Consider the following 25,953-nt stretch of genomic DNA (forward strand, 5'->3'; position numbering starts at 1 on the left):
GTCGCCGGAATTCGGATTAGAGTGGGAGATCTGAACCACAACGACATCTGGAGACTCATGCGCTTGCGAAGCTTGGCCTCGTCCACTTTGGCACTGACACTCCTCGTTGCAGGCCCGGCAGCCGCCTCGGCGACGGGGCTGGGCAGCGGGCCTCCGGACGAGGAACAGGCAGCGGCCACGGGCGAACTCACCCTGTTGGCGACGACCGATGTCCACGGTCACGTCCTCAACTGGGACTACTTCGCCAATGCGCCCTACCCCAACGGGGAAGAACTCGGCATGTCGCGCGCCTCCACCCTGATCAAGGATGTCAAAGAGGCCAAGGGCGAGGACTCGGTGCTCCTCGTCGACAACGGTGACACGATTCAGGGCACCCCATTGACGTACTACTACGCGCAACAGGAACGCATCACCGAAACCGGTGAGACGCACCCGATGGCCAAAACCTACAACCATGTGGGCTATGACGCACAGGTCGCGGGCAACCACGAGTTCAACTACGGACTCGACCTGCTCGCCAAATACAAGGAGCAGGTCGACTTCCCCGTCTTGGGCGCGAACGTCATCAATGACGACGACGATCAGCCCCACCTCGATCCCTACACCCTCGTGAAGAAGAACGTCTCCGGTCAGGAGATCACCATCGGTGTGCTGGGCGTGACGACCCCAGGCAGCCGGATCTGGGACAAGAACAAGCTCTCCGGCAAGGTCCACTTCGATGACCCCGTCGAGACCGCGAAGAAGTACGTCCCGGAGATGAAAGACGCCGGCGCTGACATCGTCGTCGTACTCTCACACTCCGGCAAGGACCCCGAAGGCCAGACCTGGGACCCCTCGAAGCTTCAGGAGAACGTCAGCACCTCTGTCGCGAAGGTCCCCGGAGTCGATGTGCTCGTCGCCGGACACACCCACCAGGATGAACCGAGCCAGGTCGTGTCACGCGAAGACGGGACAAAGGCCCTCATCACCCAGCCCAACTACTGGGCGCGGTCCGTCTCCGAGGTGGACCTGCCCATCAATCTCGACGACATGGGGATCGACTGGGGGAGTACCGACCCCGAAGCCACTCCACTTGCCACGCAGGGCGATGTCGCTGAGGATCCGGAGATCAAAGATCTCATCGATTCCCAACATCAGAAGACTGTCGACTACGTCAATACGAAGATCGGCTCAGTGACCGAGACCATGAGCGCCGAGACCTCGTACTATGAGGACACTGCGATCCTCGACTTCATCTCAAAGGTGCAGTCGGAGACGGTTGAAACCGCGTTGGCAGACACCGAATACAAAGACGTGCCCGTCATCTCGCAGGCCTCACCATTCAGCCGCACAGCGAAGTTCCCTGCCGGAGACATCACCATCCGCGACGTCGCCGGACTCTACGTCTTCGACAACACCCTCGGAGGAGTCGAGGTCAACGGGTCGCAGCTGCGCGACTACCTCGAGTTCTCTGCCCGCTACTTCAAACAGACAGAAGAGGGCGCAAACTTCGACCCGGTCAATGGAACCAACGCCGTCGATGAGGGCCTTGACCGGCCGATTCCTGACTACAACTACGACGCGCTCTCGGGCATCGACTACGACATCAACGTGTCCAAACCGGTCGGCGAACGCATCGAGAACCTCACCGACAAAGAGGGAAATACCGTCGGCGATGACGAGACATTCATCCTCGCGATCAACAACTACCGTCAGTCCGGAGGCGGCGACTACCCGGTCGGAGACCTGAAAGAGGTCTACAACGAACAGGTCGAGGTCCGTCAGGCCCTCATCGACTGGGTCAAAGACAACGAGATTGTCGATCCCACGGACTTCTACGATGAGAACTGGCAGGTGGTCACGACTACGCAGGACCCAGGCGACGATGACGAAGCGTCGTCCGAGGCCACGGCAGAAACCGAAGCTGATGCCCAGGCAGAGGCGGACGGGACTTCCGACGGTGGCAACGCCGATGGAGCAGACGGCACGGACAGTGCCAACGGCGACGATACCGCTGCCGCCAACGACGGTGCGAATTCTGCGATCGACGCTGAAGCCACAGTCGACGCTGACGCCACGGTCGATGCCGACGGCGGGACCACCTCGGCGAACGGATCGGATTCTGACAGCGGCATGGACGATGCCAAGGGATCCGACTCTTCCAACAGCAGTGGGAATGCGGATGCCGGCGGCGATCTGCCACGCACGGGCGCGGAACTGGGGACATCGATCGGGATTGCAGCAGCCATCATTGCACTCGGCGCTGGGTTGGTCTGGTTCGCCCGCCGTCGTCGGATCTGAAAGAGCGATTCTCGTGTCGGTGAACTCACGTAGGGTGGGAACTGACAGCAGAGATCACGATAGAAAGTGAGCCAGAAGCATGGCGAAAACAGCATTCCAGGGCACACCGGTCAAGACAGTAGGCGAGCTCCCGGAGAAGGGCACACAGGCACCAGCATTCAGCCTCGTGGGCAACGACCTCGGCGAAGTCAACTCTGCCGACACAACGGGCAAGAGGGTTGTCCTCAACATCTTCCCGAGCGTGGACACCGGTGTCTGTGCGGCCTCGGTGCGCAAGTTCAACGAACTCGCCGCGAGCCTGGAGAACACCACAGTCCTGTGCGTGTCCAACGACCTGCCCTTCGCACAGGCCCGCTTCTGCGGCGCCGAAGGCATTGAGAACGTCGTCGCCGTATCCGGGTTCCGCAGCGCCTTCGGCAAGGAGTTCGGCGTGACCATGGTCGACGGGCCCCTGGCCGGACTGCTGGCCCGTTCAGTCGTCGTCCTCGACGAAAAGGGAACCGTCATCCACAAGCAGCTGGTCGACGAGATCGGCACCGAACCGGATTACGACTCGGCGGTCGCCGCACTCAGCGCCTGAGTGCATCGGATCCGGTCGCCGCTTCGGTGCGCCGGGTGCTACATGTCGAATACCTGCACGGGCAGCGCGTATTTCACGCCTGCCCGTGTTCCGGCTTCCGAGGCGATTCCGGGGATCATGTCTGAGGGCAGTGGATGGTCGGGCAAGGCCTCGAGATAGACGGCATGAGCCTCCAAGGAGCGCACGGCCCGGTCGACGTGTTCGTCGTCGAGGACCACCGCATGGGTGGGATCAGCCCCGTTGACCAACAGCTTGTCTGCCTTCCACGCTTCGAGACCGTCGTCCTTGAGGTCGGTGAAGACCCACGGATTGTCGGCATCACGGATGGCATCGATCGTGGCGATGCCGGCCGCCCGATGGTCGACATGGTTCAAGCCCCACGGCATCTTGAGTTCCCAGTTGGTCACCATCACGGCATCGGGTTTGAATTGGCGGATCTTCTTCGCGATCGCATGCCGGAGCTCGAGGCTGGGCTCGAGAAGACCGTCGGGGAAGTCGAGGATCTCAAGATCCTCTACTCCGACGATCGTGCACGCCTGTCGCTGCTCACCTTCCCGTAGAGGAACAACCTTCTCAGGGGACATTTCGCGGATTCCGGCTTCACCGCGAGTCAGAAGCAGATAGGACACGGACTTTCCCTGATCGGTCCATTTGGCCACAGCCGCTGACGCACCGTATTCCATGTCATCGGGGTGGGCAACGATACACAGGAGGCGATTGACATCATCGTCGTCGAAGATCGGAAGCTCAGTCATAGTCCAAGGCTAAGCCTCGCGCGGCACTTGTGCCAGAGCAGGCTGGGGTCGCGATGGGTACGATATGAGGGGCGCTGTTGAAAGAGCGCCGCTCCACAATTCGAAAGCGGGCCCATGTATCGGAGTCTCCTCCTGGCAAGTGTGATGGTGCTGGGCCTGTCCCTCTCCGGGTGCTCAGCTCTGCGTGTGAGCACAGACGAGGGCGATTCGCGTCCGGTCAGCGTCGGCATCGACGATGGATCCGAAGGAGAGACGCCCCAGGAGTCCGATGCCCCTGCAATTCCTGCGGGAATGACTCAGGTGACGGTCGATCTGGGTCCTGAATGCCCGATCAAGGTGCAGATGGCCATGGACAGCGAATGGAACGGCGACCTCGCCTACGACAGCTATCAACTCTACAGCCGCGATAACGGTGCCATCATCACCGTCAACTGCTATGAAGCCGACGACGAAACGGCACAGAGCATCATCGATACGGCACAGGAACAGACCTTCGGGGAATCGCGATCAAGCATTCTGGAAGAGAACTCCGGGACAGTGCCCGGTGGTGCGTACTGGACGGTCCACGGGCTGCTCGCCCGCCAGGAGATCCGGGCCATCGATAGAACCGAGTCCGTGCTCTATGGAGCCATTGCCGGGATCTCGGACAACGGTCGACTGTACAAGGTCAGCGTCGAGATGGTCACGGTGTCAAGTGACCAAGCCACCGCCGCGCTCTTCGCGCAGATGCTGCCGACTGTCAGCTTCGCCGATCAGGTCCTGGAATCGCCAGCACTTTCATAAGTACGTGTGTGCTGTGCTCCTTTGCGGCGTTTGAGCAGCTCTCTGGCCGCGATCCGTCCCGCACGGGTGGCACCGACAGTTGAACTCGCCGAGCCGTATCCGACGAGAAAGATCCGTCGGTCGTTCTTGACCGAGACTTCGGATTCCATCGAGATTCCTCCATCTGGTGTGCGCAGGCGCAGCGGTGCCAAATGGTTGAGAGCGGCCCGGAATCCGGTGTTCCAGAAGATGACATCGATCTCTTCGACACGTTCATGTTCAAAGGGCTGCCATGACTCCGGCATCGCCAAGTGATCACTTGCCGAGGGCCCAAGACCCTCCGAGGTCGTCTGAACCTCGGCGGCTCGCCCGGGGAAGTGGACACCGTGAGGCAGCACCGCATCGAACATTCCGCGTGAGACGAGGACCCCAGAATCGACGCCGTATCGGAAATCCTTTCGTATGGGCAGGCCCGTGGTGCGAACCACGCTGGCCGGGGCGAGGCCGGCCAAGGTCCGGGAACGCACGGCGCGTTCGACTTCGAGGCCCCAGCTGCCGTCGAATTCTCGTGAGGTGAAGTTCGGGGGCCGACGCGTGGCCCACAGCGTATCGGTGACTTTCGCGAGTTCGAGCAGGAACTGGGTTGCCGAGATGCCACCGCCGACGACCAAAGTCCTCAGGCCCCGGAACTCCTCGACGTCGCGGAAGTTTGCGGTGTGAAGTTGGCGGCCCTCGAACTCGGCGATGCCGGGGATGAACGGAACATAGGGATGAGTCCATGTGCCGGTCGCATTGATCAGATACCGGCTCGTGAGCTCAACACGTTCACCGTCGATCTTCGAGGTGATCTCCAGAGGCCCGGAACCGGGAGTGGGTGACTTCACGGTGACCACCTCGGCGGGGCGGACGACGCAGAGTTCGAGTTCGCGTTCGAAACGCGAGTAATAGTCGGAGACCACCGCCGAGGCTGGTATTGAGGGATCCGGTGTGCCCAGTGGGAACCCCGGGAGGTCTGCCACATGGTTCGTCGACCCCAGTGTCAGGGAATCCCACCGTTCCCGCCACGCGCCGCCGGGGCCGGCACCGGCATCGAGGACGATGAAGTCCTTGCCAGGCACCAGTCCGTCGCGCCAGAGATAGTGGGCGGCCGAAAGGCCAGCCTGACCTGCGCCGATGATGACGATCGGCCAATGAGAGTCGACCAGCAACTCCGAAATGCGGCACACCATGTGGCCATTGTTTCAGGTTCCTGCCGTCCCTGCCTTCGGGTCAGTGCCGCGGATGGTGATTCCGAAACGTGGAGAATTCGATGCCATGGTGAGCGGAGGGTCAGTTGCAATCAGGTCCTTGTGGGTTCATGTAGCAGTCCTCATCAACGAGGTAGCGGTGGAAGCGATAGACATCGATGGAGATGTCGTTGCTTGCCACGTGTGCGAATCCGTCGATGGGCAGCCATGGGCCACCGTCGACGGAGAATTCGCCGCTGAACGTCGCGGTCATGCCGACAGTTTTCGTTCCGGTCTTCTGATAGTCATGACCAATCTGCGGTTCGTCGCCTGGCCGCGGCTTCGACCCTGTCTTCGATGTGGTGCCGCCGGTGTCGTCGCCGAAGTCCCAGTAGTACTTTTCAGGGGTGACCTTCACCGTGACTGCATAGGTCAGCAGGGTCATGTCGATGTAGCTGGTGTCGGCATCCGTCCAGAAGGCAGCCGGCTTGCCGATGACGGCCCAATCTTTGGGCCAGGCATGAATCGTTGGGGCCGGAATGTCGAAGGTCTGGAACTGAGACTCAGGAATGCGGGTGGGTGGCTCGGGCCGCACAGGAGCACCGCCTCCACCGCCACCCGGGCCAGGGCCGGGACCTGGACCTGGAAGGTTCGCACAGATATGACCGACTTCCTCGAGGACACAGTCGGGTAGCCCGCTACCACCGCCGCCGTCCCCGCCACCGACGCCGGAGCCACCACCCCCACCACCGGAACCGCTGCCGCCAGCGCCCCCGCTGTCGCCTCCTCCGCCGTTACCTCCGCCATCGGAGCCGCCTCCACCTCCGGGACCTGGGGCAGGGCCGGGCGGCGCAGGCGGCTCAACGACACTACAGTCGCGGCCTGCCATTGAACCGCAGTCCGGGCCGGCCGCGAAAGCAGGAAACGGCACAACCATTGATAAGACAATAACTGCGCTGAAGATGATTACTTGAGTATTATCTAGGCGTCTGCGCACTCTTTGCTCCGCAGATATTGATTCGCGACCTTCCACTCACCGTCTACTTTGGTGACTACATGTTGCATCGTGATTCCCTGTGGCGAGACCGAGGGAAGCGGCTCTCCCTGAGCAACCACGCTCCAGTCTGAATCTCGGGTGCAGAATAGGATAGTTACGGCGTCATCGTCGGAATCACTATCAGGCAAGGCAACGGACTCAATTTGGATATCATAGAATTTGTAGTTTCCCGCCATATACTGGTCTTTGGAACGCATAGTTTGGGCTTCGGTTTCGAGTGATTTTAGTGAGCCATCGCGGGCGAACTGATCTGTGTTTTTATTATCTTTCCCGCCAGAAGAAAACACACGGTTGATGGTGGCGATGTACCCTTCGAACGCTACCAGCGCCCCTTCAACGGCTTCCGTCTCCTCGGGGCTCAAATCGAGTTCGGTCTCGTAAGCGGGGATCGTCGGCTGCGGATCAGCTGCTGGGGTTGCCGTGGAAGAATCCTTGGCAGGCAGTGTCGATGTCGGTGCGGCGACTGGGGAATGGTCTTCGCATCCTGAGAGTATGAGGGGCAGTGCAAGGGCCGCTGCCAACGTCAGTGCTGTCGTCGTTCGATAGCGGATACGTCCGCCATATCCAGTCTTCATTCCACGCCTCTGTGGTCGAGAACTCCGGCGCAGATGTGCGAATCGCGCCCGGAATCTCTACATTATGCGAGAACCGTGACTTTGAGAACAGGCGAAGTTGAATCTGTGGATAACTTGCCCGGGAGTGAGTGGACTTACTTCTTAGCGGCTTTCGCGGCGGCCTTCTGCTGCTTTTTGAACGCGCGGACTTCCAGCAAGGTGTCCTCATTGACCACATCGGCGATTGAACGACGGCTGTTTTCATCACCGTAGTCACCAGCTGCCTCACGCCATCCATCAGCGTTGAAATCGAACTGCTTTCCGAGGAGAGCCAGGAAGATCTTCGCCTTCTGATCGCCGAAGCCAGGCAGCTTCTTCAGGCGTTTGAGAACCTCGGGACCAGTCGGGTCTCCGGATGTCCAGATAGCTGAAGTGTCGCCATCGTATTCGTCGACGATCTCCGTCGCGAGCTTCTGCACCCTTGTGGCCATCGACTTCGGGAAACGATGCACCGCCGGTTTGATCGAGAATTTCTCCAGGAACTCATCCGGATTCATCTCAGCAATCTCGACCACATCGAGCTTGCCCAGACGCTCAGCAAGCTTCGCAGGCCCAGCGAATGCCACTTCCATCGGCACCTGCTGATCCAGCAGCATTCCCATCAGCAGGGCGAAAGGGTCATCGGCAAGGAGGGCGTCGGCATCGGAGTTGCCGGAGAGGAAAACTGAACTCATGCGTCCATAGTGGCATGTAACCGGCCCGCAAGCACCTCAGAGATACCATCGAGTCATGATCTGCCCTTGTTCTGGAATGCCGCCCGGCGCTGACTACGACGATTGCTGCCGTCCCGCCTTGGACGGACAGGCATGGCCAACGACTGCTGAGGCGCTTATGCGCTCCCGCTACACCGCATTCGCCCGCGGAAACGAAGACCATCTCTTCCGCACCTGGCACGCCAAGACCAGGCCGGCCGACATCGGGCTCGGCACCGACACCACCTGGTTGGGACTGAAGATCATCGGCACGACAGGTGGATCGGAATCCGAGGAAACGGGAACGGTGCACTTTCGCGCCACCTGCAGGGACCACCTCGGCGAACACACACTTGAGGAGAACTCCGCATTCGTTCGCAGAGCCGGTCGCTGGGTCTACCTCGACGCCATCGACTGATCGGCATCACTGACGAACTGTGTCTATACTGTTGGCAGCGGCGCATCCATCGCCCAACCTCGGTCGTGATCCCAGCTCACTGACCATTCGGTGAAGGGGAGAGAATCCTCGGACGAACCTGTCACGGTGATCTCCAGACCAGGTTTCGTGCTGGGGGAGACTTGGTTGTTGAGGATCAAACGCCATGACCAAGCACAAAGACTTCAAACATCTCGTTCGCCAGCGCATGAGCTCAACTGGGGAGAACTTCACCTCCGCCCGCGCTGTACTGCTGGAGGGCCGAGTCCACGAGCATCAGAGCCACAACGCATCACCGCCGACAGATCCCACGGCAGAAGCCTTCAGGGCCAAAACGTTGAGAACGTTCATGAGCGATGGCCGCCTGGAGTCGATCCCTGCGAAGCGCAAGGCGCTCGTCGTCATCCTGTTGGAGATCCTCAGAGTGTTCGAGACCGACCGGATCTACCGCGAGAAGGACGTCAACTCGATCCTCGACGCCTTCCATCCGGATTTTGCACGACTGCGTCGGGAACTCACCGATTACAGATACCTGAGTCGCGATGCGCACACCGGTCAGTACTGGGTGAACGATCCGCTGCCTGAGCGCAGTGTCAACCTCGTCCAGGAAACCGCGGCCTTCGAGACGTTTCTGCGCTGAGTCGGTGACCACGTATCCTTGAAGCTCGGGAAAACAACGGGCATTCACTAGGAGTCTTCATGGGCCAGGCATACCACGCCGATTCGACCGATCTCAACGACAAAGAGATCCTCACGTGGGACACATTCGGTACGTCGGCTAGGGAGATGGCGCAGACCATCGCCGACTCCGACTACGACCCCGAGATCGTCATCGCAATCGCCCGTGGCGGCCTGTTGCCGGCCGGTGCATTGGCCTACGCACTCGGTCTCAAGCTCTCCGACGCCATCAACGTCGAGTTCTACACCGATGTCCATGAGACTCTGCCCGATCCGATTCTCCTGGCACCGATGCTCGACATCGAGGCCATCAGAGGAAAGAAGCTGCTCGTCGTCGACGACGTCGCAGACTCAGGGCGCACCCTCGCGCTGGTCCTCGAACTGCTGAAGAAGCACGGCGCCGAAGCCCAGTCCGCAGTGATCTACGCAAAGTCAGCATCCATCATCGACCCGGACTTCGTCTGGAAGCGCACGGATCAGTGGATCGTCTTCCCCTGGTCGGCCGAGCCCCCGGTCGTCGCCTCCAAATAAGCTGCAGGCCATGATGAACGCCTGGCGGGACGTCGATGCCCCGTGCGGTCGGGTCCGAGCCTACGTCGACGGCAACGTGATCCGCGCTCGGGGCATCCGGTATGCCCGCGCGCGGCGTTTCGCCCATCCCGTCGATGAACCGCCCGCAGACGTCATCGATGGCAGAGAGCCCGGTCCCGGAAGTCCGCAGTACCGGCGCGACCCGAACGCGGGAATGACCTTTGACCAGCTCGGGGGCCTGCCCACCAGTGAAGACTGTCTGCGGGTGAGCGTGACAACTCCCGTGGACACAGACGAAGACCACTCAACGCTGCCTGTGCTCGTGTGGATCCACGGCGGTGCTTATGTCGCTGGCGCCGGGGATGCGGAGATCTACGATCCGCATACCCTCGTCGAGGAACAGAACATCATCGTCGTCTCGGTCACCTATCGCCTCGGCGTTTTGGGATTCTTGGGAACGGGCAAACCTGAACATTCCAATCTCGGCCTCCTCGACCAGATCTCGGCTCTGCGCTGGGTCCAGCGCAACATTGCGGCCTTCGGGGGAGACCCGCACAATGTCACGATCGCAGGGCAGAGCGCGGGTGCTGACGCCTGCGCGCACCTGATGATCGCCGAGGCGACCGATGACCTCTTCCACCGCGTGATCCTGGCCTCGGCGCCACTGGGACTCGCCGGTGGCACCGAACCGATGAACTGGGCCATGGCGAAGGTCGCAGAGAAGATCGACCCCGACGCCAGCGTCGACGACATCCTCGCCGCACAGGACGAAGTGCACAGGGCGGCATTGGTCGGTGGACTGCACGCCGGTATGTGCTTCGGCGTCCATTACGGCGCTTACCCGCTGCCGGCGAAATCCGACACCGACGCCGCATGGTCAGAAGCCGCACGCAAATACGACGTGCTCATGACCCGCGCCGAACGCGAGATCGCCTTCTTCGCTGGTTTCGTCCCGGCCTTCCGTCGACTCCATAATCGGCACCTGACCTCCCCGATGCTCGAATCGCTGATCTCCGGAATCACCTCGGCGGTCTACACTCGTGCAGCCAAAGAATTCTACGATCGGCACCGCATGGCAGGCGGCCAAGGCACACGCCTCCTCATCGTCTCCCGCGGCGATGGCAGCTTCTTCGACGCAGCACACTCGGGTGACCTCCCCCTGCTGTTCCCCGGCGACGTCTGGCATGACAGCTTCCTCGACTACGGCGAATCGGCACAGATCGCCGGTCCGGAGCTGCGCAGAATCTGGGGACAGTTCACGACCTCCGGCGCACTGCCGCGAGTGCCTGTGCCCGGGCTCATCGACATCCTCGGGTGATCCAGCTCCGCGGAAGCCCCGGGTCGCGTCAGTGCCGTGGACTATCGTGGGCCCATGGACTCACACCAGGTCTCAGCCGCCCGCCTGATCTCCCAGGGACTCATCGATTCTGCACGGTCGGACAACGTCACGGCACACTCGGTGGTCCGAGATCTCGGGTGCGTCCAAGCTCAGGCGCTGGGTGGTGCACTGGTCTCGATCGCGCTGCGCACAGGATCCTCGGTCGCTGCCGTCCGTGAGGCGATGGATTCCGGGCACATCATCCGCACATGGACGCAGCGAGGAACGATCCACCTGGCCGCGGCTGCAGATCTCGGATGGATTCTCGGGCTGACCGGACAGCGGACCTTGAAAGCCGTGGCGAAGCGGCGTGAGGTCTTCGGCATCGACGATGCCATGGTCGACGCCGCAGCGCAGCTGGCCGAAGAGGCGATCCGAACCCGCGGACCCCTGACACGCCAGGAACTGCTCGATGCCTTCGCACCCCTGCAAGCAGGCGAGGAATACGGACACGAACGCTACCTCATCACCACCCTGGCCCTGCGCAACATCATCGCGCAGGGACCGGTGGTCGACGGCAAAGACGATATGAGATACGTCCTCACCGGCGATTGGATCCCGAACCCTGTCGAACTCGACGCTGAGGCCGCTCTGCACGAATGGATGCGACGCTACGTCCTCAGCCATGGGCCCGTGACGATCGACGACGCCGCACGGTGGACGGGACTGCCCAAGACGCCGGTGCGCAAAGCCATCGCCGCAGCCCTCGCAGACGGCGAGATCGTCGAGGTCAGCATCGAGGACCGAGAGCACTACCAATCGCCTGAATTGGACGATCGCCTGCACGAGATCCAGTCACAGGCGAACGAACTCCTGCTGCTGCCCGGATTCGACGAGATCATCCTCGGCTACAAGGACCGCAGTGCCACCTTGGATCCGGCGCATGAGAAGCTCGTCGTCCCCGGCGGCAACGGCATGTTCAAGAACACCCTCATCGACGGTACCAAGGCACGGGCCACGTGGAAGCGTTCACCGCGCAAAACCGGTCCACGCCTGATCATCGAGCCCTTCGGCAACCAAGCAGTCGATCGTGACCGCGCCGAGTCTGTTGCCGCCTCTCATCCGGCCTTCGCCTGAGGCTGCGATGAAGGTCGGAGTCCTCGCCAACCCGAAGCACGCACGAACCATGCGGGCCTACGCTCGACTCGTCGAGGTCCTCAAACGGGAACGGATCACGTATCGCAGCGCAACAACTACGCCGCAGTGGCCGGGGACCGAGCAGACCTCGCAACTGCTTGACTGGGGTGCGGACCTCATCGTCGTGCTCGGAGGTGATGGCACACTGCGAGCCAGTGCTCCAGTGCTGGCCGCCGCGCGGGTGCCTGTGTTCATCATTCCGACCGGAACTGCGAATGTCCTGTCCAAGCACATCGGAATCCGATCGGCTGAGTATGCGCTGGAGCTGGCCGACATGCATTTGGGATCCCAGTCGATGCTGATCTGCCACGTTCCCGTGAACGAAGCAGACTGTTTCACCTCGACTGGTTCACGCCGTGAGCACTTCGTGTCATTGGCAGGAATCGGGGGAGATGCGATCGCAATCTCCGGGCACGCGCGATTGCCGGCGGCCCTCAGGTTGGGAGTTCTCGGCTATGCCTACGGTGCCAGCCGGGCGCTCTTCGCCCCACTGATCAAGGCCGGACTCAAGGACCCACACCCGGCCAGTCCACAGTTCGAGGGCACGACCGTCACCGAGGTGTGGTCGGTGATGGCAGCGAAGACTTCTCGACCTGCCGGACCAATCCCGGTATTCGACCACGCCGAGGTGGGCGCAGGTGAGTTCGAATTTCTGTCTGTAGAGCTGAGGTCGACACAACCCGGTGACCGCCTCGGCGAGTGGGTGCAAATCGGCTGGGCCTGTGTGAACCGCCGACCGGCATCCCACTCCTCGATGCACTATTGGCGAGGAACTGAACTCAGCATCCGCCTTGAGGCTCCGGCCCCGGTCCAGCTCGATGGTGACCTCATCGGTGATTGCAGCCGGCTGGACCTGCGGGCCGGGACGACCTCGCTTGCGGTCTTAGCGCCGAACTAGCGGCGACGACGGGAGGTGCCGAAGATTCCGCGTGTGATCTCTCGGACTGCTGTGCGAGTGAACTGCTTGAACGCCGAGGACTTCACGACCTTTGAGAACATGCTGTCATCCTCCTTCTGCTTCGACCCCGAAGGCGACCGCGAACCTGATCCCGACCGGGTGCCCTGGGCCGAGTCCTCCGGGAACGCAACCTTGTCCGTGGCTGCCTGCTCCTCGTCATGGGCCTCAGAGCCTGCCTCCAGGCGCTTCGTGAGGATCTCGCGAGCAGACTCATTGTCGATGGCAGTGCCGTACTTCTCATGCTGCGGAGAAGCCGCAACAGCGGCCTTGATCTCATCCTCGGACATCGGTCCCATCTGCGACTCGGGTGCACGCATCCTCGTCGGAGCCACGGGCGTGGGAGCACCCTCCGGGTCCATCACCGTCACGATCGCCTCGCCGATACCCAGCGAAGTGAGCAGCTCCTCGAGATCGTAGTCGGACTTCGGGAACGTCTGCACAGTCGACTTCAGCGCTTTGGCATCGTTGGGAGTATGCGCCCGCAGCTGATGCTGAATGCGCGAACCCAACTGGGCCAGCACATCATCGGGCACGTCCTTCGGAGTCTGCGTGACGAAGAAGACGCCGACGCCCTTCGAACGGATGAGACGCACAGTCTGCGTCACCGACTGCAGGAACGCCTTCGAGGCATCGGCGAAGAGCAGGTGCGCCTCATCGAAGAAGAACACAAGCGAGGGCTTCTCGGCATCGCCGACCTCCGGCAGATCCTGGAACAGATCGGCCAACAGCCACATCAGGAACGTGGAGAAGAGCGCGGGGGACTGATTGAGCTTCTGGAGCTCGAGGACAGAGACGATTCCCGCCCCGTTGTCGTCAAGACGCAGCAGATCGGCGGTGTCGAATTCGGGTTCGCCGAAGAACACATCGCCGCCCTGTGCAGAGAGCTCGGAGATCTTTCGCAGGATGACACCGACGGTGGCCTTCGACGCCCCACCGATGTCTTCCAAATCGGCCTTGCCCTCATCGGAGGTGAGGAAGTTCAGCACCGCGCGCAGGTCAGAGAGATCGAGCAGCGCCAGACCGGCAGTGTCGGCATAGTGGAAGACCAGTGAGAGCACCGACTCCTGGGTGTCGTTGAGCTCGAGGACCTTCGAGAGCAGGATCGGTCCGAACGAGGTGACGGTGGCCCGCAGCGGAGTTCCCAGTCCCGAATCTCCCAACGTGTAGAACTCGGTGGGGTTGGCCGATGACTTCCACTCCTGGCCCGAGGCCTCGAGTCGTGTGTTCAGCTTGTCAGAAGCCTGGCCCGCCGCACCGATTCCCGACAGGTCGCCCTTGATGTCGGACGCGAAGACGGGAACACCAGCGCGAGAAAGCTGCTCGGCCAGGACCTGCAGGGTCACCGTCTTACCGGTGCCGGTGGCGCCGGCAACAAGTCCGTGCCGATTGAGCATCGACAGAGGGATCGAGATGGGCGTGTCCTTGTCGGGGAGGTCCTCATTCAGCGCCACCCCCAGATCCAAGGTCTGCGCATCGAAGGTGTATCCGGACTTGAGTTTCTGCAGCGTCTCATTCGTCATGGTTCAATCTTTACACGGTCGCGCCGAGGCTGTGCAGGAATTCTTCGTGGATCCTCAGATCCGTCCCAAGCTCCGGATGGAAGCTGCCGCCCCAGATATTTCCCTGCCGCACCAGCACGGGAACCTCGGCGTATTCGCTGAGTACGTCGACACCGGTCCCCAGATTCAGAATCTGCGGGGCCCGGATGAATGTCGCGTCGAATGTGCCGTCGAGGCCGGTGACCTGTACTGGTGCACAGAAGGATTCCCGCTGCCTGCCGTAGGCGTTGCGAGCCACAGTCACATCAAGCCCGCCGAGGCGGTCGAAACCGTCCAACGAAGCATCCGTGAGTCGATCCGCGAGAAGAATGAGCCCGGCGCACGTGCCGAAGACCGGCAGTCCAGCACTGATCTTCTCTCCGAGTGCGGGGAAGAGCTCAGTCGTGGCGGCGATGCGCACCATGGCCGATGACTCACCGCCGGGCAGGATGATGGAATCGATGTTCTCAAGGTGCTCGGGTCTGGTGACCTTGCAGCAGTCGGCCCCCAGGGAGTCGAGGACACCGAGGTGTTCTCGGAAGGCTCCCTGGAGGCTGAGGACGCCGACTCTCACCAGCCGCGCTCCGCCAGGCGGTGGGGTGCCGGAACATCTGCGACGTTGATGCCGACCATCGCATCGCCGAGCCCACGAGAGGCCTTCGCCACGGCGATCGGATCGTCGAAGTGGGTGGTCGCCTCGACGATGGCCTTGGCACGGGCCTCGGGGTTTCCGGACTTGAAGATGCCTGATCCGACGAAGACGCCGTCGGCGCCCAGCTGCATCATCATGGCAGCATCCGCCGGAGTGGCGATGCCGCCGGCGACGAAGGTCACGACGGGCAGTCGGCCCAGGCCAGCGACCTGCTTGATCAGGTGGTACGGGGCCGCGTGCTCCTTGGCCGCGACGTAGAGCTCGTCCTCGCTCTTGGCGCCCAGGGCTCTGATCTCGGAGTTGATGGTCCGCAGGTGGCGCATCGCCTCGGAGACGTCACCGGTGCCTGCCTCACCCTTCGAACGGATCATCGACGCGCCCTCTGTGATGCGCCGCAGAGCCTCGCCGAGGTTGGTCGCACCACAGACGAAGGGAACCTTGAACACGGACTTGTCAATGTGATTGACGAAGTCTGCGGGGGAGAGGACTTCGGATTCGTCGATGTAGTCCACACCGAGAGTCTCGAGGATCTGAGCTTCCACGAAATGCCCGATACGGGCCTTGGCCATGACCGGGATCGACACGGCGGCGGTGATGCCGTCGATGAGGTCGGGGTCGCTCATTCGGGCCACTCCGCCTTGAGCGCGGATGTCGGCGGGCACTCGTTCGAGCGCCATGACGGCCGAGGCCCCGGCCGCCTCCGCGATGCGTGCCTGCTCTTCGTTGACGACGTCCATGATGACGCCGCCCTTGAGCATCTGGGCCAGGCCGGTGTTGAGCAGGGTCTGTGTCTGTGTCATTGTCGTGCTTTCAGTTGGCGGTGAGCCCGATGGAAAGGGCGAATTGATTCGTGAGAACGGCCGTTCACCACAACTCTAGATCCCTAAGTGGCTTATCAGGAGTGCCAGAAAACATGAAAAGTTTTAGGCCAGTATGATCGATGCATGTCTCCAGCTCAGCCGACGCACCCCGATGATGCCCCGCCAGACATAGCCCTGCCCCGGGCCGACGGGATCGCACTGCCCATCGACATCGACCGGGATGTGCCGACGCCGCTGCCTGACCAGCTGGTGGCGGAGATCAGGCGACTCATCGCCGCCGGAGCGGTTCGCCCCGGAGAGCCGGTGCCTGCCAGCAGGCGTCTGGCCGCCTACCTCGATGTCTCGCGTGGGACAGTCGAAACCGCGTACGCCCAACTCGTCGTCGAAGGGTTCCTCACCACGGCCGAACGCTCAGCCACACGGGTGAACCCGGAGCTGCCGAACACCGCGCGCACACGTGATCCGCGTATGCGCCCACCGCAGGTTCCACGACGCAGGCTGCGCAGCTTCGTCGACCTGCGTCCCGGATTCGGCGGAGACAACCCGCTGCAGGAACCCGCGTTTCGCAGAGCATGGCGTGATTCGCTCGACATCGATCCGGGGCCGATCGATCCGTTGGGTCAGCCGCAGACCAGATGGGCGATCGCCGACCACCTGCGCCTGACGCGGGGGATGAGCGTCGACCCCGATGACATCATCCTCACCAGCGGATCCCGTGATGGGCTCCGCCTGCTCCTCACGACGGGAGTCGAGGGTGCGATCGGCGTCGAGAACCCCGGATTTCCGGGACTGCGTCAGGCCATGTCGGATCGCGATCTCAAGCCGATCGACACGACACAGCTGCCTGCTGTCACCGCTGGCCACCTCGGCGCGGTCGTCGTGACTCCCAACCACCAGTTCCCTCATGGGACCACCATGCCCATCGACCGACGGGTCAGACTCCTGGAATGGGCACAGGCGACCGGCGTCATCGTCATCGAAGACGACTACGACAGCGAAGCCCGCTACGCCCGCACAGTGGTGCCCACCCTCTACGATCTCGCGGTGTCCACCGACGCTCCGGCACAGGTGGTCCACATCGGCACGTTCTCAACTTTGCTGACCTCTGCCGTGTCCACCGGGTACATCATCGCCCACGGGGAGCTCGGCCGCCGATTGAGCATCATGCGCACTGCCTTGGGCCCGGCGTTCTCACCGGTCATGCAGACAGCGATCGCGTCGTATCTGAGTTCGGGAGGGCTGCGGCGCAGAATCTCGCGTGGTCGGCGCAGGCTCAGAGCTGCCGAGGCGGTCCTTGCCCAGGTCGGTTCGATTCCCGGTCTCGTCCACGAAGGTCGAACCCTCGTCATCGAGACTGGAGAGGCCACCGCAGCACAGCTTCGCACCGACCTGGCAGAGCGAGGGATCCTTGTGGCCTCGCTGGCAGCCGGATGGAGTGCGGACAGCGACGTCAGGCACGGTATCGTCATCGCCCACTCGAACGTCGAAGCCGCCGTGCTGCACCAGGCGTTGGAGACGGTGCAGTCGCTACTGGGTGAGGCCGACGAGAGATGATCCGGCAGGAGTGGTTGAGTAGGATCGGGGAATGATGAAATTCGGGTTCGTCGCCGATGGCGTCTTCAAACTGCTCGTCGCGGTCGCACTCTGGGCGTTTCTTCCCGCGGTCGAGTCATTCCTGCTCGCGCCCAGGTGGCTGGCGATCACAGCGATCGTCCTGCTCTTCCTCAGCGCTGCCACGGAGATCTCGTACGGCGCCCGCAAGGGTGAGAAGAGCTATGTGAAGTACCTGGCGATATTCGACTCGCTCTGGGTGGTCTCGACGATCATCGCCGTGATCCTCGCCCTTGTCGACAGCTCGGCGGCAGGCTTCGTCTGGCTCGGCTACACGGCACTCGGCTCGTTGGCCATTGCCGTCGTGTTCACCACCGGAGCCAATGGCCCCGAGTTCGCCGAGGACGAGGCGTCCGGTGCTGCCACGAGGCGCAGCGAGTGACCGAAACCGTCTGGGACTGAGAACCCGACTGACCGAGAGTGACCCTCAGCAAGTGACCGTCAGCGGTTGAACGCGATGGCGGCGTGGTAGCCCGCGGGCAGACCTGACTCCAGGTCGAAGATCTCGACGTCGGGGTGCGGAGAGGTGGGTGACGCCCCGGCGCCGATGTAGTCCATCCCAGGGTCGCGTGCCAGGCCAGTGCTCAGAGCCTTGAGGAAGGCTTCTTTCCGGGCCCACACGCGCACGAAGTCTGTTGCCAGATCGGAGGCTACGACCTGCTCGAGTTCGACTCGCTCCTTCGGGTGAAGCAATGCCATCGCCTCGGCGGCAACCGCATGCTCGGGCACAGCTTCGAGGTCGACCCCGATGGGATCGTCGGCGACGGCGACGAGAACCAAGCGCCTGGCTCGAGTCACGGAGAATTCGCATTCCTCAACTCGCGGTTTGCCGGCCGAGTCGAGGCGAATCTCGATGTCGGCAGGGTCGCGGTCCAGGTGTGTGCCGAGGACATGACGGAGGATGACTCGACCTGCAGCCCAGGTGGCCGCGGCATCGGGTTCGAATTCCGTCGCATAATTCATCTCCTGCTTCGTCAGCGACGAGAGATCGATGCGCGCCCATTCGGCCTCGGCCTCAGTGTCGGCGAGGACGATGGTCGAATCGAGTTGGGTGGGCAGGAGTGTGAAACCGGGGTGGGACTCCATGTATCAGCGGCCCAGAGCCTTCGAGATCTTCTTCAGCTTGCGGTTGAGCACGAAGATTCGCACGGATCCGATGATGCCGGCGATGAAGATTCCGCCGATCGCGGCGAAGAGCATGGCAACGCCGAGGGGCAGTTGGAACTGCCAACCGAAGTACTGGAACTCGGCGGGGATGTTGTTCTGCAGGATGAAGATGAGCAGGAGCACGACGATGACGGCGCCGAGGATGAGGGATGCCCACATTCCCGCCGACATGCCGGAGCCGCCTTTGAGCTGTGCCAGTTCGGCTTCCTTGCCCGCAGGAGTCGGGTCCTGGCGCTGCGCCGGTTCGGTCTGCCGCTCGGATTCGATGCGCTGTGTCGGATCAACCTGCTGAGTCGGTGCGACCTCGCGGGTGCTGCCAGTCGCCGGATTCTCGTCGCCGAGCACGGACTGCGTCTCGGCCAGCAGCTCGTCGGGCGTCTGTGATTCGCCACGTGGGTCTTGAGTACTCATGCGCCCATCATAGTCGCTGATGGGCGCATGAGTGAGGTGTTGCTGCGTCTGACCTGAAGAAGTCAGATCAGACCTTTGCGCTCAGGGTGGAGATGATCTCATTGAGCGTAGTCGAAGGCCGCATGACCGAGTCGAGCTTGGCCTCCTCCGGGTAGTAGTAGCCACCCAGGTCGGCAGGGCTTCCCTGGACTTCGAGGAGTTCGGCCGAGATCTTATCGGCGTTGGTCTCGAGAGCTTCGGCAACAGGCTTGATGGCCTCGGCCAGAGGCTCGTCCGTGGTCTGCTGGGCCAGGTTCTGCGCCCAGTAGAGGGTGAGGTAGAAGTGGCTGCCGCGGTTGTCGATCTCGCCGACCTTGCGTGACGGCGACTTGTTCTCTTCGAGGAACTTGCCGGTTGCTGCGTCGAGGGTGTCGGCGAGAACACCGGCACGAGCGTTGCCGTGGACGTTGAACTCGTGGCGGAAGGACTCGGCCAGGGCAAGGAACTCACCGAGAGAATCCCAGCGGAGGTGGTTCTCCTCGACCAGCTGCTGGACGTGCTTCGGGGCCGAACCGCCGGCACCCGTCTCGAACAGGCCACCACCGGCGATGAGCGGAACCACGGAGAGCATCTTCGCCGAGGTGCCCAGTTCCAGGATCGGGAACAGGTCGGTGTTGTAGTCGCGCAGCACGTTGCCGGTCACCGAGATGGTGTCCTTGCCCTGGCGAATGCGATCAATCGAGAACTGAGTCGCCTCGACCGGGTTCATGATGCGGATATCAAGGCCCTCGGTGTCGTGGTCGCCGAGGTACGCCTCGACCTTGGCCCGCAGGTTGCGGTCGTGGGCGCGGGTCTCGTCGAGCCAGAACACGGCTGGGGTGTCGGAGAGGCGCGCACGGGTGACGGCAAGCTTGACCCAGTCACGGACTGGGATGTCCTTGGTCTGGCAGGCACGCCAGATGTCACCGGCGGTGACATTATGGGACAGAATGACCTCGCCGGCGGAGTTGACGACCTCGACGACGCCGTCCTGGGCGATCTCGAAGGTCTTGTCGTGGCTGCCGTACTCTTCGGCCTTCTGGGCCATGAGTCCCACGTTGGGAACGGTGCCCATCGTGGTCGGATCGAAGGCGCCGTTGGCACGGCAGTCCTCGATCACGGTCTGGTAGACACCGGCGTAGGAGGAGTCGGGGATGACGGCCAGGGCGTCCTGGGTCGCGTCGTCCTTGTTCCACATCTTGCCGCCCACGCGGATCATCGCCGGCATTGAGGCATCGACGATGACGTCGGAGGGCACGTGCAGGTTGGTGATTCCCTTATCGGAATTCACCATCGCCAGGGAGGGGCCTTCGGCGATGCCCTTCTCGATACCGGCCTTGACGCCGTCGGCCACGTCGGCCGGGAGAGCTTCGAGCCCGCCGAGGATGGCGGCCAGTCCGTTGTCCGAGGTCAGACCCGCCTCCGCGAGGGCTGCACCGTATTCGGCGTAGACCTCGGGGAAGAACGCCTCGATGACGTGACCGAAGAGGATCGGGTCGGATACCTTCATCATGGTGGCCTTGAGGTGGACGGAGAACAAGATGCCCTCGTCCTTGGCCCGTGCGATCTGGGCCTTGAGGAACTTGTGGAGTTCAGCCACATCCATCTTGGTGGCGTCGATGACCTCGTCGGCGAGGACCGGCAGCGATTCCTTGAGCACGACGGTCTCGCCCGAGGCGGGACGCAGACGAATCTGGAGGGTGTCATCGGCCGGGATGACAACGGACTTCTCATTGTCACGGAAGTCGCCGGCGGCCATGGTGGCGACATTGGTCTTCGAATCAGAAGACCACTCACCCATCGAATGAGGGTGGGCCTTCGCGAAGTTCTTCACTGCCTGTGGGGCGCGACGATCGGAGTTGCCCTCACGCAGGACCGGGTTGACTGCTGAGCCCTTGACCTTGTCATAGCGAGCCTTGGCATCGCGCTCATCATCGGTCGACGGCTCGTCCGGGTAGTCAGGCAGTTCGTAGCCCTGGGACTGGAGCTCGGCGATGGTGGCCTTGAGCTGGGGGACGGAAGCCGAGATGTTGGGCAGCTTGATGATGTTGGCTTCTGGCTTCTTGGCCAGATCGCCCAGTTCCGACAGAGAGTCAGCGACCTGCTGGTCTGCAGGAAGGCGATCGGTGAACTGTGCCAGTACACGCGCGGCCAGGGAGATGTCTCGGGTCTCGACCTCGACGCCCGCCGAGGTGGCGAAGGCTTCGATGATCGGCTTGAGCGAGTACGTCGCCAGGAGAGGCGCTTCATCGGTGCGCGTATAAATGATTTTGGCCATGGTGATGGACTACTCCACATCGTCTCGGGGTTTGACCACCCCATCCTACCGTTGCCCCGGTTGCGCTCAGCTTCCCGGTAGGGTTCTGTTTCGTCACACACAACTAGACAATGATCACGAACAGTTGAGAAATCATCACGAACACCAGTGAGAGGACGACGGTGGCCAAGCTCTACTTCCGTTACGGGGCGATGAATTCCGGAAAATCGACCGCCCTGCTGCAGGCCGCCTTCAACTACGAGGAACGCGGCCAGCGAGTTCTGCTGGCCAAACCCCACATCGATACGAAGGGCGCCGGTGAGATCGTCTCCCGCCTCGGTGTGACCAGAGAAGTCGACTTCCTCATCCCCGCAGGCTCCGACGTTGAGACTATCTACCGTGAGCACGCTGACTACGTCGATCATGATGCTCTGCTCGAATCCATCGACACGCCTAAGGCCCGCGTGGCCTGCCTGCTCATCGACGAAGCTCAGTTCCTCGAACCGCTCCAGGTGGATTCGCTCATGCGCATCGCCACCAACGCCTCGGTGCCGGTGATGTGCTATGGAATCAGGACCGATTTCCGCACCAAGGCCTTTCCCGGTTCTGCCCGACTGCTTGAGATTGCTCACACTTTGGAAGAACTCAAAACGATCTGCCGCTGCGGACGCAAGGCGATGTTCAATGGACGGCTCGTCGACGGTCAATTCATCTTCGACGGTGACCAGGTGGCCATCGACGGCAACGCGGTGACCTATGAATCACTGTGCCCACGCTGTTATCTCCAGTACTCGGACGGTAGGCTGAGTGCGGTGGTCTCCTGACCTTCCAACAGCACTCCTGACCTCGAACATCTCATCTGATCTCGAACCTCGCTAGGAGCACTCTTGCGCATTGCAGTCCACCCCCTCAATGACAATCCGGGTTCACCGGCCATCGTCTTCGGAAACGCCCTCGGCACCAGGGTCTCCCTCTGGGCAGCGGTCGCTGCCAGGTTGGCCGATGACTACCAGATCTACCTCAGCGATCTTCCCGGTCACACATTTCCTCGAAACGATGACGGGGCGGACTTCACGGTCTCCGACCTCGCAGCCGGGCTCGTCACCAGCCTGGCGGAGCTCGGAGTGGAGAAATTCACGTACTGCGGTGTCTCGATCTCGGGCGGCATCGGACTGACGTTGGCACTCGAACACCCTGACTCGCTGACCGGTCTTGTGGCTTGTGCGACGGCGACGAAGTTCGGCACCGACGAATCCTGGGCCGAACGAATCAAGGACGTCGCAGAGGACGGCACCCGCGGCCAGCTCGACGACACCGCCGACCGGTGGTTCGCCGCCGGTTTCCTCACCGAGGACATCGCATCGGGACCGGCCATCCTCACGGACCTGGCAATGATCGATGATGCTGCCTATATCGCCTGTGCAAGGGCTGTGACGCAGTACGACGTGACTGGGCGCCTTGCGGCTGTCACCACGCCGACCCTGTTCATCGCCGGATCACAGGATCCGGGCTTCACCCCCGAGGCCATGGCCGAGCTGTCGGCACAGGTGGCCGACTCAGCGATGGTCGTCATCCCGGATGCGGCTCATCTGCCGATGGCCGAACATCCCGATATCGTCTTCGACCACATCGAGGCGTTCTTGAGTAGGGTGTAGATGTAGTCCACAGCATCCGATCTTGCTCAATGAGGAGCGCAGATGACTCAGGAACAGCACTCACGAACTGACAACTCCGCCGAGCTCAATGAACTCTCACCGGGTGAGAGGGCCCCTGGGTTGTCCAAGCAGGCGGTGCGCATTCGCTGGACCGGGTTCCTGCTCGGGCTCATCCTGTCGACCCTCGTCTATGCGATCATGCCCGACGGGGTCGAGCACGGCGCGAAGCTGACAGCTGCTGTCGCCGTGTTGATGGCTGTGTGGTGGATGACCGAGGCGCTGCCGATCGCGGCTACCTCTCTGCTGCCGCTCGTGGCCTTTCCCGTCTTCGGCACCGAGGTCGAGATGGACACCGTCGGTGCGTCCTACGGCAATCCGATCATCTTCCTGTTCCTCGGTGGATTCCTCATCGCGCTGGCCATGCAACGATGGAACCTGCACCGGCGAATCGCCCTCGTTACGCTGTCCGTCATGGGCAACAAGCCGGGACCGATGATCGCCGGGTTTATGATCGCCACCGGCTTCGTCTCCATGTGGGTATCGAACACGGCGACGGCGGTGATGATGCTGCCCATCGGAATCTCCGTCCTGATGATCGTGAGCAAGGTCGTCGGAGGAGCCATCACAGACGCTTCGGACACCGACGCCGCGGACTCAGACGACAGTCAGGACGCCACCGGGCTCGACGCCGTGGTGAAGTCCAACTTCGGCACCGCACTCATGCTGGGCATCGCCTATTCGGCATCAATCGGGTCCCTCGGCACCATTATCGGCACACCGCCGAACCTCTTCCTCGTCGGATACCTCAAGGACAACCACGACATCTCCATCGGCTTCGGCCAGTGGATGCTCATCGGGGTCCCTCTGGCGGTCGTGATGATGGTCATCGCCTGGTTCCTTCTGGTCAAAGTGCTGTTCAAGCCTGAGATCGATGAGATCCCCGGAGGTCGGGAACTCATCCGTGAGGAATTGCAGAAGCTCGGTCCGATGTCGACCGGGGAAAAGCTGGTGCTGGGCATGTTCGTCCTCGCCGCGGTCAGCTGGATCTCCCTGCCGCTGATCTTCGAGGAGCCACCGATCAGCGATGAGGGCATCGCGATGGTCATCGGTCTCCTCCTCTTCCTCATTCCCGGCGGAGCCAATCGGGGAGTCCGCCTCCTCGACTGGGACACTGCCGAGAAGCTGCCCTGGGGTGTGCTCCTCCTCTTCGGCGGTGGTTTGGCCCTGTCCGGGCAGTTCTCCTCCTCGGGACTGACCGAGTGGATCGGCAAGTCCACGAGCGGATTGGGAGTCCTGCCGACAGTCTTCGTCGTCGCGATCTTCGCCTTGATCATCCTGTTCCTCACGGAGCTGACCTCGAATACCGCGACTGCGGCCACCTTCGTTCCCGTCGTCGGCGGGGTGGCGCTGGGACTTGACCTCGATCCGTTGCTGCTGACGATTCCGGTGGCTCTGGCCGCGACATGCGCATTCATGCTTCCCGTCGCAACACCGCCGAACGCCGTGGCCTACGGTTCGGGATATGTGACGGTGGCGCAGATGGTCAAAGGCGGACTGTGGCTCAACGTCATCGGGATCGTCCTCATCACGGTCACGGTGTATGTCTTGGCCGTACCAGTATTCAACATCGTGCTCTGAACCACGAGAAATCTTGGCAGACTGGTGGCATGACTCAACTCTTCTCACCCATGACAATGCGCGGAACTGAGATCGCCAACCGCATCTGGCTCGCCCCGATGTGCCAGTACTCCTGCGAATCCGAAGATGGGATGCCCAACACCTGGCATCTCGTTCACCTGGGCGCGCGTGCCCAGGGCGGGTTCGGACTCATCCTCACCGAGGCCTCCGCTGTCCTCCCCGAAGGTCGAATCTCGCCCCAGGACGCTGGCATCTGGAATGACGATCAGGCAGAGGCTTGGTCCTCGATCACTGACTTCGTCCATTCGCAGGGCAGTCGCATCGGTGTGCAGCTGGCACACGCGGGCCGCAAGGCCAGCACCTACCGTCCCTTCGAGGGCAATCCTCGGGGCAGCGTCCCCGAGTCCGAGGGCGGTTGGCCCACCCTCGGTGCCAGTGCCATCGCCTATCCCGGATACGAAGAGCCGCAGGAGATGACGAAGGACGACATCGCCGAGGTGGTCGATGCCTTCGCCGCGGCCGCTGTCCGAGCCGTTGATGCCGGGTTCGACCTCGTCGAACTCCACGCTGCCCACGGCTACCTGCTCCATTCGTTCCTGTCTCCGCTGTCGAATGAACGCAGCGATGAGTACGGCGGCGACCTCGCCGGACGTTCGCGAATGCTGACCGAGACCTACCAGGCCGTGCGCGCGGCCGTGGGCGAGGAGGTGCCCGTATTCGTCCGTCTCTCTGCCAGCGAATGGCGTGAAGGCGGCTTCGACATCGCCGAGGCCGTCGTGGTCTCCCGTGACCTCAAGGAACGCGGCGTCGACCTCATCGATGTCTCCTCCGGAGGCAACTTTCCCGTCAAGGTTCCCGTCGGTCCCGGATACCAGGTGCCGCTGTCGGCGGCGATCCACGCAGAAGGTGTGAGCACAGGCAGCGTCGGCCTCATCACGGACCCGGAGCAGGCGGAGACGATCCTGGCCTCGGAACAGGCCGACGCGATCTTCCTGGCCCGGGCGGCACTGCGTGAACCGGCCTGGCCGCAGCGAGCAGCCCACGATCTCGGAGTCGAACCGGGACCGTATCCACCGCAGTACACAAGAGGAGCATGGTGAA

General features: G+C 62.3%; 26 protein-coding genes. 15 read left to right on the plus strand and 11 right to left on the minus strand.

The genetic code is table 11. The features are described from left to right. Positions 1–57: 57 nt before the first annotated feature. Both JFC13_RS01995 and tpx read left to right on the plus strand, forming a co-directional pair. A complete protein-coding gene (locus JFC13_RS01995; protein ID WP_198395427.1) occupies positions 58–2,280 on the plus strand; it encodes a bifunctional metallophosphatase/5'-nucleotidase in 2,223 nt (740 codons plus the stop codon). Between the two features lie 79 nt (positions 2,281–2,359). Beyond that, positions 2,360–2,860 carry a thiol peroxidase gene (gene tpx / locus JFC13_RS02000; protein WP_198395428.1) on the plus strand — a complete coding sequence of 167 codons (501 nt, stop codon included), beginning with the start codon at positions 2,360–2,362 and terminating at the stop codon, positions 2,858–2,860. Between the two features lie 38 nt (positions 2,861–2,898). Here the strand turns inward: tpx and JFC13_RS02005 are convergent, their stop codons facing one another. Then, positions 2,899–3,615: a PIG-L deacetylase family protein gene (locus JFC13_RS02005; protein ID WP_198395429.1), complete on the minus strand. Its 717-nt coding sequence runs from the start codon at positions 3,613–3,615 to the stop codon at positions 2,899–2,901. Between the two features lie 186 nt (positions 3,616–3,801). On the opposite strand from JFC13_RS02005, the gene JFC13_RS02010 reads away from it, so the two are divergent. Then, the gene (locus JFC13_RS02010; protein ID WP_332839309.1) at positions 3,802–4,398 is read left to right on the plus strand and encodes a hypothetical protein; all 597 of its coding nucleotides are present in this window, start codon (positions 3,802–3,804) and stop codon (positions 4,396–4,398) included. On the opposite strand, the gene JFC13_RS02015 is transcribed toward JFC13_RS02010, so the two are convergent. The 4 genes from JFC13_RS02015 to JFC13_RS02030 all read right to left on the minus strand — a co-directional run bounded on the left by JFC13_RS02015 (position 4,368) and on the right by JFC13_RS02030 (position 7,948). After that, complete coding sequence (locus JFC13_RS02015) at positions 4,368–5,606, minus strand: NAD(P)-binding domain-containing protein (protein WP_198395430.1); 1,239 nt, start codon at positions 5,604–5,606, stop codon at positions 4,368–4,370. The two genes, JFC13_RS02010 and JFC13_RS02015, sit on opposite strands and share 31 nt — an antisense overlap. Positions 5,607–5,706: 100 nt before the next feature. After that, positions 5,707–6,198: a hypothetical protein gene (locus JFC13_RS02020; protein ID WP_198395431.1), complete on the minus strand. Its 492-nt coding sequence runs from the start codon at positions 6,196–6,198 to the stop codon at positions 5,707–5,709. A gap of 386 nt (positions 6,199–6,584) precedes the next feature. After that, entirely contained in the window at positions 6,585–7,235 is a 651-nt protein-coding gene (locus tag JFC13_RS02025) for a hypothetical protein (RefSeq protein ID WP_198395432.1), read from the minus strand. A gap of 134 nt (positions 7,236–7,369) precedes the next feature. Beyond that, on the minus strand, positions 7,370–7,948 hold the full coding sequence (locus JFC13_RS02030; protein ID WP_198395433.1) for an HhH-GPD-type base excision DNA repair protein: 579 nt from the start codon (positions 7,946–7,948) through the stop codon (positions 7,370–7,372). A gap of 76 nt (positions 7,949–8,024) precedes the next feature. On the opposite strand from JFC13_RS02030, the gene JFC13_RS02035 reads away from it, so the two are divergent. The 6 genes from JFC13_RS02035 to JFC13_RS02060 all read left to right on the plus strand — a co-directional run bounded on the left by JFC13_RS02035 (position 8,025) and on the right by JFC13_RS02060 (position 13,024). Continuing rightward, positions 8,025–8,384, plus strand: a complete 360-nt coding sequence (locus JFC13_RS02035) for a YchJ family protein (RefSeq protein WP_198395434.1) — start codon at positions 8,025–8,027, stop codon at positions 8,382–8,384. Between the two features lie 184 nt (positions 8,385–8,568). Next, complete coding sequence (locus JFC13_RS02040) at positions 8,569–9,042, plus strand: DUF2087 domain-containing protein (protein ID WP_198395435.1); 474 nt, start codon at positions 8,569–8,571, stop codon at positions 9,040–9,042. Positions 9,043–9,101: 59 nt separating this feature from the next. Beyond that, entirely contained in the window at positions 9,102–9,611 is a 510-nt protein-coding gene (locus JFC13_RS02045) for a phosphoribosyltransferase (RefSeq protein ID WP_198395436.1), read from the plus strand. A 10-nt stretch (positions 9,612–9,621) separates the two neighbouring features. Further along, a complete protein-coding gene (locus JFC13_RS02050; RefSeq protein ID WP_232488040.1) occupies positions 9,622–10,929 on the plus strand; it encodes a carboxylesterase family protein in 1,308 nt (435 codons plus the stop codon). 54 nt (positions 10,930–10,983) lie between these two features. Continuing rightward, the gene (locus tag JFC13_RS02055) at positions 10,984–12,066 is read left to right on the plus strand and encodes a winged helix DNA-binding domain-containing protein (RefSeq protein WP_198395437.1); all 1,083 of its coding nucleotides are present in this window, start codon (positions 10,984–10,986) and stop codon (positions 12,064–12,066) included. Continuing rightward, positions 12,020–13,024 (plus strand): diacylglycerol/lipid kinase family protein, encoded by a 1,005-nt coding sequence (locus tag JFC13_RS02060; RefSeq protein ID WP_332839310.1) that lies wholly within the window; start codon positions 12,020–12,022, stop codon positions 13,022–13,024. The genes JFC13_RS02055 and JFC13_RS02060 overlap by 47 nt, the downstream gene beginning before the upstream one ends. Here JFC13_RS02060 and JFC13_RS02065 read toward each other — a convergent pair. From JFC13_RS02065 to pdxS, 3 genes are read right to left on the minus strand one after another with little or no spacing between them, the layout of a single operon-like run. Then, the gene (locus JFC13_RS02065; protein WP_198395439.1) at positions 13,021–14,604 is read right to left on the minus strand and encodes a helicase HerA-like domain-containing protein; all 1,584 of its coding nucleotides are present in this window, start codon (positions 14,602–14,604) and stop codon (positions 13,021–13,023) included. The two genes, JFC13_RS02060 and JFC13_RS02065, sit on opposite strands and share 4 nt — an antisense overlap. A gap of 10 nt (positions 14,605–14,614) precedes the next feature. After that, positions 14,615–15,196: a pyridoxal 5'-phosphate synthase glutaminase subunit PdxT gene (gene pdxT, locus JFC13_RS02070; RefSeq protein ID WP_198395440.1), complete on the minus strand. Its 582-nt coding sequence runs from the start codon at positions 15,194–15,196 to the stop codon at positions 14,615–14,617. Beyond that, entirely contained in the window at positions 15,193–16,074 is an 882-nt protein-coding gene (pdxS, locus tag JFC13_RS02075) for a pyridoxal 5'-phosphate synthase lyase subunit PdxS (protein ID WP_101620309.1), read from the minus strand. Before pdxS ends, pdxT begins: the two co-directional genes overlap by 4 nt. A gap of 144 nt (positions 16,075–16,218) precedes the next feature. Here pdxS and pdxR point away from each other — a divergent pair, with 144 nt between their 5' ends. Both pdxR and JFC13_RS02085 read left to right on the plus strand, forming a co-directional pair. Beyond that, complete coding sequence (pdxR, locus tag JFC13_RS02080; protein ID WP_198395441.1) at positions 16,219–17,649, plus strand: MocR-like pyridoxine biosynthesis transcription factor PdxR; 1,431 nt, start codon at positions 16,219–16,221, stop codon at positions 17,647–17,649. 31 nt (positions 17,650–17,680) lie between these two features. Beyond that, positions 17,681–18,088: a hypothetical protein gene (locus JFC13_RS02085; protein WP_198395442.1), complete on the plus strand. Its 408-nt coding sequence runs from the start codon at positions 17,681–17,683 to the stop codon at positions 18,086–18,088. A gap of 59 nt (positions 18,089–18,147) precedes the next feature. Here JFC13_RS02085 and JFC13_RS02090 read toward each other — a convergent pair whose 3' ends face one another. The 3 genes from JFC13_RS02090 to JFC13_RS02100 all read right to left on the minus strand — a co-directional run bounded on the left by JFC13_RS02090 (position 18,148) and on the right by JFC13_RS02100 (position 21,580). Further along, positions 18,148–18,792, minus strand: a complete 645-nt coding sequence (locus JFC13_RS02090; protein WP_198395443.1) for a 4'-phosphopantetheinyl transferase family protein — start codon at positions 18,790–18,792, stop codon at positions 18,148–18,150. A gap of 3 nt (positions 18,793–18,795) precedes the next feature. Next, on the minus strand, positions 18,796–19,284 hold the full coding sequence (locus JFC13_RS02095; protein WP_198395444.1) for a LapA family protein: 489 nt from the start codon (positions 19,282–19,284) through the stop codon (positions 18,796–18,798). 67 nt (positions 19,285–19,351) lie between these two features. Continuing rightward, positions 19,352–21,580, minus strand: coding sequence for an NADP-dependent isocitrate dehydrogenase (locus JFC13_RS02100; protein ID WP_198395445.1), 2,229 nt, complete (start codon positions 21,578–21,580; stop codon positions 19,352–19,354). A gap of 161 nt (positions 21,581–21,741) precedes the next feature. On the opposite strand from JFC13_RS02100, the gene JFC13_RS02105 reads away from it, so the two are divergent. From JFC13_RS02105 to JFC13_RS02120, 4 genes are all read left to right on the plus strand, one after another. Beyond that, on the plus strand, positions 21,742–22,383 hold the full coding sequence (locus tag JFC13_RS02105) for a thymidine kinase (RefSeq protein WP_198395446.1): 642 nt from the start codon (positions 21,742–21,744) through the stop codon (positions 22,381–22,383). A gap of 63 nt (positions 22,384–22,446) precedes the next feature. Then, positions 22,447–23,214 carry an alpha/beta fold hydrolase gene (locus tag JFC13_RS02110; RefSeq protein ID WP_198395447.1) on the plus strand — a complete coding sequence of 256 codons (768 nt, stop codon included), beginning with the start codon at positions 22,447–22,449 and terminating at the stop codon, positions 23,212–23,214. Between the two features lie 42 nt (positions 23,215–23,256). Then, on the plus strand, positions 23,257–24,852 hold the full coding sequence (locus JFC13_RS02115) for an SLC13 family permease (RefSeq protein ID WP_198395448.1): 1,596 nt from the start codon (positions 23,257–23,259) through the stop codon (positions 24,850–24,852). Positions 24,853–24,881: 29 nt separating this feature from the next. After that, positions 24,882–25,952: an NADH:flavin oxidoreductase/NADH oxidase gene (locus tag JFC13_RS02120; protein ID WP_198395449.1), complete on the plus strand. Its 1,071-nt coding sequence runs from the start codon at positions 24,882–24,884 to the stop codon at positions 25,950–25,952. Position 25,953: the final 1 nt, after the last annotated feature.

The sequence above is a fragment of the Brevibacterium antiquum genome, assembly GCF_016107655.1.
Taxonomy (GTDB): domain Bacteria; phylum Actinomycetota; class Actinomycetes; order Actinomycetales; family Brevibacteriaceae; genus Brevibacterium; species Brevibacterium antiquum.